General features: G+C 39.7%; 8 protein-coding genes. 7 read left to right on the forward strand and 1 reads right to left on the reverse strand.

Annotation, left to right across the window (positions count from 1 at the left end; all coding sequences use genetic code 11):
• Positions 1–160 precede the first annotated feature (160 nt).
• The 5 genes from PISS_RS15770 to PISS_RS15790 all read left to right on the forward strand — a co-directional run bounded on the left by PISS_RS15770 (position 161) and on the right by PISS_RS15790 (position 8912).
• The gene (locus PISS_RS15770) at positions 161–1399 is read left to right on the forward strand and encodes an AAA family ATPase (protein WP_008464468.1); all 1239 of its coding nucleotides are present in this window, start codon (positions 161–163) and stop codon (positions 1397–1399) included.
• A gap of 15 nt (positions 1400–1414) precedes the next feature.
• On the forward strand, positions 1415–2377 hold the full coding sequence (locus PISS_RS15775; RefSeq protein WP_058155551.1) for a hypothetical protein: 963 nt from the start codon (positions 1415–1417) through the stop codon (positions 2375–2377).
• 426 nt (positions 2378–2803) lie between these two features.
• The gene (locus tag PISS_RS15780; protein ID WP_036955573.1) at positions 2804–5950 is read left to right on the forward strand and encodes a DEAD/DEAH box helicase; all 3147 of its coding nucleotides are present in this window, start codon (positions 2804–2806) and stop codon (positions 5948–5950) included.
• 590 nt (positions 5951–6540) lie between these two features.
• Complete coding sequence (locus PISS_RS15785; RefSeq protein WP_036955571.1) at positions 6541–8010, forward strand: DNA recombination protein RmuC; 1470 nt, start codon at positions 6541–6543, stop codon at positions 8008–8010.
• Positions 8011–8114: 104 nt separating this feature from the next.
• Positions 8115–8912 (forward strand): DODA-type extradiol aromatic ring-opening family dioxygenase, encoded by a 798-nt coding sequence (locus PISS_RS15790; RefSeq protein ID WP_024602469.1) that lies wholly within the window; start codon positions 8115–8117, stop codon positions 8910–8912.
• Positions 8913–8987: 75 nt separating this feature from the next.
• On the opposite strand, the gene PISS_RS15795 is transcribed toward PISS_RS15790, so the two are convergent.
• A complete protein-coding gene (locus tag PISS_RS15795) occupies positions 8988–9884 on the reverse strand; it encodes an MBL fold metallo-hydrolase (protein WP_096040847.1) in 897 nt (298 codons plus the stop codon).
• Positions 9885–9955: 71 nt separating this feature from the next.
• Between PISS_RS15795 and PISS_RS15800 the strand changes: the two genes are divergently transcribed.
• Entirely contained in the window at positions 9956–10843 is an 888-nt protein-coding gene (locus PISS_RS15800) for a LysR family transcriptional regulator (protein ID WP_058155554.1), read from the forward strand.
• Positions 10844–10977: 134 nt separating this feature from the next.
• The gene (locus PISS_RS15805; protein WP_058155556.1) at positions 10978–13308 is read left to right on the forward strand and encodes a S9 family peptidase; all 2331 of its coding nucleotides are present in this window, start codon (positions 10978–10980) and stop codon (positions 13306–13308) included.
• The last annotated feature ends 17 nt before the right edge of the window (positions 13309–13325 follow it).

Genomic DNA, 13325 nt, shown 5'->3' on the forward strand with positions numbered 1-13325 from the left:
TATTTAACCATACTTAAACTTCTTTATTTATACTAAGCAATCTTAAAGGTGTAAAAATTATTTTATATGTCATGTATTTAAAAGACATGTCGCCTTAAATAGTTGTTTACAGCTAATTGAATGGACATTATACTAAACACCTAACTTTGAGGAATAAAGTATGTCTATCAATAAAAACGCGCTAGATACTTATCGACTTTTGAAAGCAACCGCGGAAGTTGCTGAAAAATCACTAGAAGGACGTATCCAACATTATCGCGCCCATCTTAAATCTGAAGAAAAAGAATTAAGAACTTACACCCAAAAAGCAGCAGCTGATTTACTTGGCTGTAATAATCGTACCTTAAAAAGACGCCATGACAATGGTGACTTTGACGATTTAAATATAAAACGCGGTGCAAACGGCCACTATGCCTACACCTTAGTTAATATTTTTGCTATGGCTGATATTATGGACATACAGCCTGATCACCGCGCATCAACAGACAAACTCCAAGTTATTGTTATTAATTCATTAAAAGGTGGTTGTGGTAAAACAACAAGCATGGTTAACATTGCTGCTGCACTCGCTACCACTAACATTAAACGTTACCGTATCGGTATAATTGATTTAGATCCTCAAGGGTCATCATCAAGCTTTTTCCCATCTTCAGAGCCCGATCCAATTACCGTTGGTGATTTGATGCGTGATTGCATTGACCTTGATGAAGGTGAAACATGGCCTGAATTTGTGTCTAACTCTTTTTTACCAACACATATTCCTAATATTCGTGTTTTACCATCAGGTATGGATGACTTTTATTTTGAGCACGAAACAGCAACATTACTCAAAGACACCTCCAATTATGAGCAAACACGCCATTACCACAAACTACTAGAACGAGTAATAAATCCGGTAAAAGATGAGTTTGACATTCTTTTAATTGATACAGCGCCAACGCTTAACTTTATGTTTTACAATGCATTAATGGCTTCAACGGCGATGCTAATTCCGGTTCACCCTGAAGCGGTAGACTTTGATGCAAATAATAAATATTTAAAACGTTTAGGTGAGATTTATCATACCGTTGCCGCTCTTGGCCATGATGGTTGGGATTTCATGCAATTTTTAGTTACCAATTATGTCAAAGGCAATCATTCACAACGTGACATAGTTAAAGATGTTCGTAGTGCTTTTGGCCGCCAAGTAATGAGCTATCCTATTAATCATAGTTCAGCAATTACCGCCAGTTCATCGTCGTTCAATACTATTTTTGACCAAAAAGCATCTGACAGCTTAGCAAGTAGAGAGTCATTAATGCGCGCACAAGAAAATATCAAAGATGTAGTTGATGAACTCGAAATGCTAATTCGTTCTAATTGGCAATCCACTCAATCTAAATTAAATACGCCTAAGTAAGGATGTTGACTAAAAATGGCTAAAAAACGTAAAAATGACACCCGCTTAGATCCCTTTGCAACCGCTGTTGGCAGTAGCAGCTTAGATGCCCTTTTAGAGCAAGCCAATGCAGGCGATGTTATTCGTATGCCTGCTCCTAGTGATCCTAATCGGGAAATTACGCTTGTTTGTAAAGTGATAGCACATAACGAGATTGAAAACTCGACCCAAGTTTATGGTAAAAATCGTCGCGTACAAGCGCTTTTAAACGAAAAGTCAGTCGCAGATATTCTTCCTGCTATTAAAGAAGATGGCCGTAATCAGCACCCTGCTCTATTGTGGGAGCAAGGTGATATGAGCCTTGTATTAGCTGGCTCTAGACGTCGTAAAGCCTGTATTTTAGGTGGCGCAGACTACCTCGTATTGAGTTCTAGTGACTTTAGCGAGCAAGATGCCAAAGTACTTGCGGTTTCATCAGATCAATACATTGCCCCTAGTCTTTGGGAGTTGGGTCAAGCGTATCAGCAAACTAGAAACGATCTTATTCAACAAGGCAAAAAAGGCTCGTACCGTGAAATTGCTGTTATTGAAGGGGTATCGCATACAGCGATTGCTGATGCGATAAAAGCGTATGAGCAAATATCTGCAGATGTTATAGCCCTTTACCCAACAGCTAATCATGTTGGTAGAGAAGTTGCTAAAAAGCTGATTAACGCAAAGGAGCGCGATGAGGAAGCATTTCACGAGTTAGTTGTTGCACTTGCCAGTAATGATGAAATTAACGCCTTAGAAGCCGACGACAAGCGCGCTATGCTAATTACTAAATACCTAACTGCAGAGCCTAAAACAGCATCAAAACGTGAAGCGGTTTTAGAAAATGACTTTATTAGTGTGCAACGCAACCTTAAAAGTGGTGACGTTTCAATTAAAATAAATAATAAAGTGATGACAGAAAAGCGCTTAGAGCAACTTACTAAGTTATTAAGTGCCTTTAATTAGTTAGTAATATCGTGATCTGTAAAAGGGGTTGGGTTAGTTAAATCATGATCTAAACCTCTTTTTTAGTTGGTAAAAATCTGATCTTTAGTGGCATAAAAAGACTAAAAACATGGCTTAAACCATCAAGGATCATATTTTTACTAACTAAACACCTCCTTTTAATGCCCTTTTTCACCTTGTTAGTAAAAACCTGATCTAAGCCTAACTAAACCTCCTTTTGAAGTTAATTAATTGTTTTTATTTTGTAATTTAAACGTGCTTTTTTAGTGAGCAAAATTAAACAATGATCGCCAATTCGCTATAAACCAATTTTTTACTAACCAATCAGATCCAACCAGTTTATTTTAAAAATAATATTGCTTTAGCTCAGCGCTGATAAGGCATATACTGGAAAAATTGTTTTTAAATTTTAATACTTTGAGTGACATGTCTGCTAACTTATCAAAAAATGATTTAATGGCTATTTTTGAAGAAATTAAAAATGAGCAGGCTACCCAGTTTCCTCTTTCTGAGCGATTCATAAAAAAATTATTTAAACCCGCGGTGTTGGCCAAAGGAAAATCGTACTATAAAAACGGCCAAATCAGTTGGTTAGAACATAATGCAGATTTTTCTGTGGTTGACTCTACGGTGCAAGGTGATAAAGGAATCGCGTTCAACCAACGTATTGAGATCAGTAAATTACCAACTGGTTATTCGGTCGATACCCACTGTACCTGTAATGTTAAAACTAAATGCCGCCATTTGGCCGCTATTTTGTTAAAGCTTAAAATTGAGCATTCTGGTGAGTACGGTGAAGATTATTTTATTAATGATTGGTTTAGTGAACTAAGCGCACTTAAAAACACCGACCAAGCTCAACCCTCGCAAGTATTACTGTTTGTATTAGATATAGAAAACAACAAAGTATTTTTAACCCCTAAAATTGCCAACTACGATAAAAATAATAATTATGCACTTGGGCGAAATTTAACTGAGCAACAGCTTAATAGTTTTGTAACCCCTAGCGATTTGCTCGAAAGTGATTTTAGATTATATAGCTGGATCCGATCGCAAAATGCGGTCGGTAATATTGAGCTTAAAGGGCAATGGGGATTTAATGCCCTGCAGCAATTACTTGCCACAGACCGATTATTTTTACAACGCTCTCGAGTACCTATTAAAGCGCAACCTGGTTTACCTCTTAACTTTGTTTGGGAAAAACAAAAAGAGGTAACCCAGTTAAAAATTCACTTGGATCAAATTCCTAATTGGGCGTTAATTAAAACAACGCCGCCTATCTACTTAGATTTAGATAAATATAAATTAGGCCGTATTCGTACGCCCCTCAGTGCTGATGAAATTGCGCACTTACAAACTATACCGGCGCTGCACGATACAAACTTTGACCGAATTTATAAGCAGCTTGCTGATAACTTTGGTGTAGGTGTTATTCCCCACCCTACTAATACACCAAGCACGCCTGTTAAGTCGTTGAGTAATGCCATACTTAAAGTCAGCATGTCGGGCTCAGTAATGGCTATTTCGTTATCGTTTAAGTATAAAAATAAAAACTATTTAGCGGGCACCGCGCCTGCAAAGTTAATTAATAGCGCCTTCGAAAACACCGTTACCAATGAGTTAGTCAACTTAGGCTTCGATTTTTGTAAAGGGGGTTTACACAGCGAGTTTATTTTTAGTCAGGAATCGGCTATTCACTTACATTGGCTAGTTCACGAGGTACTGCCCAGCTTTAAACAACGCGGTTGGCAAGTATCAATGAGCAAAGTTAATGTTGCTGATACTAAAAGCCAAATCTCATTGCATGTAAACAGAGCTGCAGGTCATCAAATGCATAGTAAAGTAATGCTAAACGATACCAAAGTAGCCACCCTATTAAATGTAAATAATAAACTGTATGAATCGTTAAACCGTCAAAGTGAATTATTTTATTACTACCCTGTTGGCCGTCAATTTGGGGTTATTGATAAAGCAGCGTTTAATTTATTAATTGAGTTTAAACTGCGATTTGAATTTATTAAAACCCGTGACGAATTTAACATTCCGCTTTCATACTTACCTGAATTAGTTCAGCACACAGCTATTAATGTAGAGCTACATGACCCGTCACTAGAGCGTTACCTTGATGAACTAAATAACGATGCACTGCTATCACCTAACACTGCCATTCATGGCTTACACGATTCTGTAGTATTAAGAGAGTATCAGCAAGAAGGCGTGGCTTGGCTTAACTTTTTAAAGCGTAATCAGTTAGGTGGGATTTTAGCGGATGATATGGGCTTGGGTAAAACGTTACAAGTGATTGCCTACTTAGCAAGCTCATACAATACACCGCAAGCAGGGCCTACGCTTATTGTGTGCCCTACAAGTTTAGTGAGTAATTGGCAAAACGAAATTACCAAGTTCGCAAAAAGCTTAAAAGTGACCACTATTTTTGGTGCACACCGAAATGATTCGTTGCAGCATTTGGCACAAGCTCAGTGTATTTTAACCACGTATCCGCTATTAAAACGTGACATTGCTTATTACTCACCGCTGTATTTTGAAAACATTATTCTTGATGAAGCCCAGTATATTAAAAACGATACCGCACAAGTTTCGCGGTTGGTAAAACGTTTAAATGCCGACTTTAAGCTTTGTTTAAGTGGCACCCCAATTGAAAACAATTTATTTGAATTAAAGTCATTGCTCGACTTTGCTATGCCTTCGCTATTAGGTTCACAGGCGCACTTTAAGCAGCATTTTCAAGGCCCTATTGAACGCGAAAGCAATATTGAACGTGCAGAGCAACTAAAAGCGTTAATTATGCCGTTTATTTTGCGCCGTACTAAAGCCCAAGTGGCTCAAGAGCTGCCGCAAAAAACCGAACTTATAAAAGAGTTTGAGTTTGAACCTAAACAAAAAGATATGTACCAAGGTATAACCCGTGCGCTTGAAGAGAAACTCATTGATTTATTTGCCGAGCAAGGCGTACAAAAAAGTAAACTCGCTTTTTTAGAAGCTTTATTAAAGTTACGCCAAATTTGTTGTCATCCTAAACTCATTGAACCTGAAACTGAGGCAGCCAGTGCTAAATTAGAATGGTTATCGAGTCACTTACCTTTAATGCTTAGCCTTGGCCGTAAAGTGATTATATTTAGCCAGTTTACCTCTGCCCTTGATTTAATTGCCGAGCGTTTAAATGAGCTAAATATTAATTTTAGTATGCTAACTGGGCAAACGCGTCATCGCGATAAAGTAATAGACGAATTCACCAGTGGTAACACTTCCGTGTTTTTAATTAGCTTAAAAGCCGGTGGTACAGGGCTTAATTTAACCCAAGCCGACACCGTTATTCATTTTGATCCATGGTGGAACCCAGCCGTTGAAAAACAAGCCACCGATCGTGCTTATCGAATTGGGCAAACAAACCCAGTGTTTGTTTATAAACTAATTATGGCTAACTCTATTGAACAAAAAGTATTTCAAATGCAGCAAGATAAGCAAGCGCTTGTAGATGCATTATTTACCGAAAAATCAATGAGTTTTACCCAGTTTGACGAACAACAAATGCTGTCTTTAATTAAAAGCTAAAATAATTTTAAAAAATCATGACGAGTTTTTGAACTTATTTAAATTGTAGGCGTCTATTAATATGCTTGGTTAAATTGCAGTTTCTCCAAGCTTTCATGTTGATATCCCATATAGTAGTTACTAGACATAGTAATGATTAAGCCAGCCAGTAATGCGCTGGCTTTTTTTTTGCTTTTAAAAATATTTATTTTTTTATTTAATTTATTTTGAACTAATCACAAATGGCTGGGTCTATTATTATGCTTGTAGTTGATGTGTTGTTATACAAGTTTCATGTTGATTTCCCTGTTTGATTACTAATTTAGTAATATTGAGCCAGCTTTATTAGCTGGCTTTTTTTATGCCTCAAATTCAACTTTTTTAAAATTATTTTGAACTAATTTAATCAGAGCGCGTCTACAATTATGCTTGTAGTTGATATGTTGTTTTACAAGTTTCATGTTGATTTCCCTGTTTGATTACTAATTTAGTAATATTGAGCCAGCTTTACTAGCTGGCTTTTTTTATGCGCTTAATTTAGTGTTTTACCCTACTGCTAAAGAGCGTAATTCGTTATGATGGCATGTCACTAAATTTTAAAAGTTTATTCTATGTTTACTTCGTTTTTATCCCATTTAGATTGGTTAAGTGTTGGTACTGGCGCTATAGCCGGTATGGCTATTTTCAGCGTTGTATCAGTCCAGTTAAGCAAAAAAATAAAGCGCCAAGTGAGTGAGCAGCAACAACAGTTATTGTTATTACAAAGCCAGTATGAGCATACGCAAAATCAATATGCCTCTTTAGTGGAAGAGCACGACTTGTTAGGACTTACACATCAAGAGCAGCGGGATCAGTCTCAGCATTTTAAAACCCGTTTAACTGAGCAAGAAAAGCAAAGCCAACTTTATAATCAATATTGGCGTAAAGCCGAAGCCGAGCTAACCGCCCTGCGCGAGCAATACAATCTTCGCGATGTAGAGCTTAATAATATACGCACTACCCTTGAGCAAAAGCAGCAGCATTTTAGTGAACAACTCGCCCATATAGAGCAAAGTAAAGAAACGCTTAAAAAAGAATTTGAAAATTTAGCTAACCAAATATTAGAAGAAAAGTCGCAAAAATTTAAAACCCTCAATCAAGAAAGCATAGAGCAGTTACTTAAGCCGGTTCAAGGTGAGCTAAAAGGCTTTAGAGATAAAATGGAGTCTATTCACGTTGAAGACTTACAGCAACGTGCAGCACTTAAAACCGAGCTGCTTCATTTACAAGCCAAAAGCCAAGCAATTACCGAGCAGGCCGATAAGCTAAGCAATGCTTTACAAGGGCAAAAGAAAACCCAAGGTAATTGGGGCGAACTCATGCTCGAAAACGTGCTTGATAGCGCAGGCCTGCGCGCTGGCACCGATTACAAGCGAGAAGTGTCGTTTAATACCGAAGACGGCCGTTTGCGCCCTGATGTTGTGGTGTATTTACCTCAAGGTCGCCACTTAGTGATTGATGCAAAAACATCGTTAAATGCCTATACCCGTTATGTAAATGCCGAAACAGAGCTTGAGTCTCAACAAGCGATTAAAGAGCATGTAAATGCCGTAACTGCCCGTATAAATGAGCTGGCCAGTAAATCGTATGACCGCCTACCAGGAATAAACTCGCCTGAGGTTGTTATTATGTTTGTACCCATAGAATCCGCCTTTGTAGAAGCACTTAAATACCAAAGCGACATTTACCAGCAAGCAATAGAAAAAAACATTTTGGTTGCTACCCCTACTACCCTGCTAACCAGTTTAAATATTGTTAAACAGTTATGGCGCTTTGAAGAGCAAACTAAATATTCAAAAGAGCTGGCTAATCGTGCTGAGCGTTTTTACAGTAAACTCAACGGCTTTTTAACCAGTATGGAAGGCGTGGGTAAACAGCTCGATAAAGCCAAAGAAACCTACGATAAAGCATTTTCTCAGTTATACCGTGGTAAAGGTAACTTAATTAAACAAGCCTCAGAATTTAAAGAGCTGGGTGTATCGGTGCAAAAAGAGTTACCTCAAGAAAGCGTTGAACGCGCTCACTTAGAGCTTGATGAATAAACACCACACATAATTTTTGCGCACTGAGGTTGTGCGTTTATGTGGCTAGTTATTTACTAACTGCGCAGGCACTATAATTATATCTGTCCTTTAGGATTAACCACATGCAACGCCCAACCGTTTTTTTCATTTCACATGGTGGCGGCCCAATGCCATTACTAGGTGATGCCAACCATGCAGAAATGCGAGCTTGCTTAGAACAGGTTGCCGCTACAATCCCAAAGCCCTCTGCTATCTTAATGGTCAGCGCGCATTGGGAAGCTCAACCAATTAGTATAACCGCGCACTCTTCACCGCCACTTATTTACGATTACTACGGTTTTCCTGAGCAGGCGTATCAATTAACTTACCCTTGTGTTGGCGAGCCGCAACTTGCTAATTTAGTACAGCAAGCGCTCGCAACACATAATATTGACTCAAAACTCGATCCACAGCGTGGCTACGATCACGGTATGTTTGTACCGTTAAAAATTATGTATCCAGAGGCCGATATTCCCTGTGTGCAAATATCCTTGCACCCAAGCCTTGATCCGCTGTTGCATGTTGAAATTGGTAAAGCGTTGCAAAGTATTGATTACGATAACTTATTAATTATAGGCTCAGGCTTTACCTTCCATAATATGCGCGCTTTTGGTGTTACTCAGTCAAACGATGTTAACCAGCAAAATCAGGCATTTGAAAATTGGCTGGTAAGCACAATCGCAGATCAAACATTAACCGAGCAACAGCGTGAACAGCAATTATTAGCATGGCAGCAAGCTCCAGCTGCACGCTTTAATCACCCCAGAGAAGAGCACTTGTTACCGCTACATGTATGCTATGGCGCTGCTATGTGTGCAAGCACTGAGGTATTTGAATTAAATATTGCCAATAAGCGAGCCAGTATGTATTTGTGGCAATAATAAAAAACACGCCAGACTTTGCTAGGCGTGTTTTTTGGTTCTACTGTATTTATTACAGTGGTTAAGCGTAAGCAATTACCATTTCATTTCGCCTTTATGAACTTTAGCGCCAATGCTAAGAGCCATAGGTAATAAAGCCTCTGGGTATGAGTTGGTCATTTTATCTATCAGCAGCTTACTGCTATCACTACTTTGCTTAGCGTGTGCAAAATCCTTTAAATACTGGATTGAAAAATCAATATTTGCAGCATCTAATTGAGTGCCTGCTTTCATATGCCCAGGGATCACCACGTCAGGGTTGAGTGCTTTCATTTCATTAAGTTGCTTTGCCCATGCATTTTGCTCTGCCTGAGTTTGTGCATCGGCCATCCATAAATGAACATTAGCGTATACAGCCACATTCCCTAAAATAGCTTTATTATCAGGTATCCATAAATATGGGCGATGATTATGCTCACCCTCTGTGCCACGAATTTCAATGGTATGGCCTTCTATTTTTAAGCTATTACCATTAAATACCTTAGGTACGACGGGGTTTTTTGGTGCGTTTTCCCCCATTTTTGGGGTCCAGAAAGCAAGTTTACCTTTAAGCTTTGCTGCTATTTTTTGGTGCACTGCGGGCGTAGTAATAACCTCTGCCTCAGGAAAAAACTGTTGTAACACTTCAGCGCCAAAGTAGTAATCAGGATCGGCTTGGCTAATAAAAATAGTTTTTAGTTGTTTACCAGAGTCAATTACTTTGGCGGCAATGCGCAGTGCATCTGCTTTGGTAAATCCGGTATCAATTAAAATTGCATCGGTACGGCCATAAACCAGCGTGGCATTAACATGAAAGCTATTGCTGTCAGCGTTATACACATCAAGGGTTAATGGGGTTTCGTCTGCAATAGCGATATTGCTGGCTAATAGTGTGCTTAGTAAAAGCGTGCGTAGGTTCATGGTATTCTCATCATTGGTTGCTAATGCGAGCATAATAAAGGTTTGATATGTTCAGAAAAACAACCAATAATTAGCATCATTGTTTCATAAATCGTGCAAATACTATGGATAAACTCACCGCAGCGCAGGTTTTTGTGGATGTTGCCTACTCAGGCAGTTTTACTGCCACTGCCGATCGGCTTGAAATGTCACGCCCTATGGTTACTCGTCATATTGAGTCGGCAGAGGCCTGGTTAAATACGCGCTTATTGCATCGCACTACCCGTAAAGTAACGCTTACCACCGCCGGCGAGGCCTGTTTACCCGAAATAGAGCAATGGTTAGCACAGGCTAACCGTTTAGTTGAACAAACTAAAAGCCAGCAACAGTTGTCAGGTAAAATACGAGTAGCGACCAGTATGTCGTTAGGTTTTGCACAATTAGCCCCTATATTTACACGTTTTATGAAACGTCACCCTAACGTGCAAATAGACATAGATCTTGAAGACTCAACCACAGATCTAATAGAGCAACGTGTTGATTTGGCAATACGTATTGCAGCCAATCCTGATCCTTCGTTAATAGGTAAACCTATTGCCGAGTGTGAATCTATATTAGTGGCCTCAGCTGATTACCTCGCAGATTATCCGCCAATAACGACACCACAACAGTTAAGCACTCATCAATGTTTAGGCTATAAAAACTTCGACCGATATATTTGGCATTTACACAACGGGGATGAGTTTCAATCGGTTGATGTTAAATGCAATTTAAGTGCAAACGAGGCCACCACATTACTTCATGCAGCCATAGCAGGTGGTGGTATTTCAGTGCAACCTACGTATTTGGCAAATCAATATATACTTGATGGTCGCTTGCAGCGTGTATTAGCGCCATGGACATTAAACCCAATGAAAATATATGTGCTTTACCCTTCTCGTCAGCATTTATCGGCAACAGTAAGAGCACTAATCGACACGCTCAGTGAAGAATTTAAAAATCCAGCATGGTAATAAATTATAAAAGTTTGGGTTTAAACCATAGCTTTGTGCGTTAAGCATACTGATATTCTGTAGGTTATTTTGTTACAGTAAATGTAATAAGCGCCTTAATCTATAAAGGTCAGCAGACCCAAGGAACAATAATAATGAATCTGATCAAAACATCGGGCTTGGCACTGGCCATTGTTGCGGGCTTAGGCTTGCAAGCATGTTCAAGTACCAGCATAACAACCAACAATAATGCAGCGATGAGTACCGTGAATAATCCATTAAGCCTAGCGCAAATTTATAAAGATAAAGAATTTAAAACCCAGCGAAGCACTTACTTTAAGTGGCTAGACGATGGTACTGGCTACACTGTGCTTGAAGAGCGCGAAAGCGAAAAAGAAGATGATAACAACGCCGATGACGAAAAAGAGCACGGCGTAAAAGGCAACGACATTGTATTTTACAATGCTGACGGCACAGGCCGTAAAGTATTGGTTGAGTTTGAAAAGCTGTTGCCAGAGGGCGCAGACGAGCCATTTGCAATCGAAAGCTATCAGTGGTCAAAAGACGGTAAATGGTTGATGGTATTTACCAACAGCGAGCAAGTTTGGCGTTCGCGCAGCAGAGGCGACTTTTGGTTACTTAACCTTGAGACAAACCAATTACAGCAATTAGGTGGTAAAGACGTTAAGCCAACTAAGTTAATGTTTGCTAAGTTCTCGCCAGATAGCTCAAAAGTGGCTTACGTACGCGACAACAATATTTATATGCAAGCGGTTGGTAGTAACGATGTAACTGCGCTCACAACCGATGGCAGTGCCACCATTGTTAACGGTAATTTTGATTGGGTATACGAAGAAGAGTTTACTATTGCCGATGGTTTTCGTTGGAGCCCCGACAACAAATCAATCGCCTATTGGCAGCTTGATACTAGTGACGTTAAATTTTTCACTATGATCAACAACACTGACGAACTGTACCCTACCCTAAAAGAATTCCCTTATCCTAAAGCCGGTGAAACCAACTCTGCCGTGCGTGTTGGTGTGGTAAGCCTTGCTGATAAACAAACCCGTTGGGCTGAGCTTGAAGGCGATAACCGCGACCGTTATATTCCGCGTATTAGCTGGGCAGGCACCGGTAATGAATTAATGATTCAAGACTTAAACCGCCCGCAAAGCCATAACAAAGTGTGGTTGTTTGATTGGCAAAAGCAGCAACTGACCAAGATTTTAGAAGACAAAGACGATGCGTTTATCGAATGGTTTTATAAAGCAAACTGGTCAAAAGACGGCGAGTTTTTTATTTGGCATAGCGAACGCGACGGCTGGCGTCATCTTTATCGTGTATCGCGCGATGGCAAAACTATTATCGACCTAACGCCAGGCGATTACGACATTATTGATATGCTTACCATCAATGAAGACAAAAACGTAATGTATTTTATTGCCTCGCCAAACGATCCTGGTCAGCGTTATTTATACAGCACACCGCTTGATGGCAGCAGCAAACCGGTACGGGTAACACCTGCTGAGTTTGAGGGATCAAACAGCTACTACATGTCAAAAGATGCCTCATGGGCAATGCACACTTACTCAAAATTTGGTACGCCACCGACTAAAGAGATCATTAAAGTGAGCGATCATAGTAATGTAAAAACCTTAGTTGAAAATACAAAGCTTAAACAAAAGCTTGCTGAGCAAAGCTTACCAAAGCATGAGTTTTTTAAAGTAAAAGCGCAAGATGGCACCGAGCTTGACGGCTACATTATGTTCCCTGAGAACATGGATAAAAGTAAAAAATACCCAATTGTGTTTTACGTATACGGCGAACCATGGGGCTCAACCGTGCAAGACCGCTGGGAAGGTAACAGTTATTTATACAAATCGTTACTAACGCAAAAAGGCTTTATTGTGGCATCGGTTGATAACCGCGGTACACGTGCACCAAAAGGCCGCGATTGGCGTAAATCGATTTATAAAAAAATTGGTTCTATCACAGTGCAAGACCAAGTAGACGCCCTAGATGCTATGGCTAAACGTTGGGATGTAATAGACACAGACCGCGTTGGCGTATGGGGGCATTCAGGGGGCGGTAGCTCAACCCTTAATTTACTGTTCCGCCATGGCGATAAATTTAAAGTAGGCATTGCCTCAGCACCCGTGCCAGATATACGTTTATACGACACCATTTACCAAGAGCGTTATGCGGGTAACCCAAACACCGATCCTGAGAGTTACGATAACACCTCGCCGATTACCTTTGCTAAAAACCTAACCGGTAAGCTATTGCTTATTCACGGCACAGGCGATGATAACGTGCATTATCAAGGCTCGGAGCGCTTAATTGACGAGCTTGTAAAGCATAACAAGCAGTTTGAGTTTTTCTCATACCCTAACCGCTCACATAGCTTACGTGAAGGCAAAGGCACCACTTTGCATTACCACACTATGATGGCTGATTTTTTTGAAAAGCACTTACTAAACAAGTAAGCGCTTTAAAAAAATAA

Origin of the sequence: Pseudoalteromonas issachenkonii, from assembly GCF_002310795.1 — a bacterium.
Taxonomy (GTDB): domain Bacteria; phylum Pseudomonadota; class Gammaproteobacteria; order Enterobacterales; family Alteromonadaceae; genus Pseudoalteromonas; species Pseudoalteromonas tetraodonis.

What these genes read in the sequence shown, in the direction of transcription:
- PISS_RS15790 (WP_024602469.1), top strand. Translation starts at nt 8,115, where the DNA reads ATGCAACGCCCAACCGTTTTTTTCATTTCACATGGTGGCGGCCCAATG.
- PISS_RS15795 (WP_096040847.1), bottom strand. Translation starts at nt 9,884, where the DNA reads ATGCTCGCATTAGCAACCAATGATGAGAATACCATGAACCTACGCACG.
- PISS_RS15785 (WP_036955571.1), top strand. Translation starts at nt 6,541, where the DNA reads ATGTTTACTTCGTTTTTATCCCATTTAGATTGGTTAAGTGTTGGTACT.
- PISS_RS15770 (WP_008464468.1), top strand. Translation starts at nt 161, where the DNA reads ATGTCTATCAATAAAAACGCGCTAGATACTTATCGACTTTTGAAAGCA.
- PISS_RS15805 (WP_058155556.1), top strand. Translation starts at nt 10,978, where the DNA reads ATGAATCTGATCAAAACATCGGGCTTGGCACTGGCCATTGTTGCGGGC.
- PISS_RS15780 (WP_036955573.1), top strand. Translation starts at nt 2,804, where the DNA reads ATGTCTGCTAACTTATCAAAAAATGATTTAATGGCTATTTTTGAAGAA.
- PISS_RS15775 (WP_058155551.1), top strand. Translation starts at nt 1,415, where the DNA reads ATGGCTAAAAAACGTAAAAATGACACCCGCTTAGATCCCTTTGCAACC.
- PISS_RS15800 (WP_058155554.1), top strand. Translation starts at nt 9,956, where the DNA reads ATGGATAAACTCACCGCAGCGCAGGTTTTTGTGGATGTTGCCTACTCA.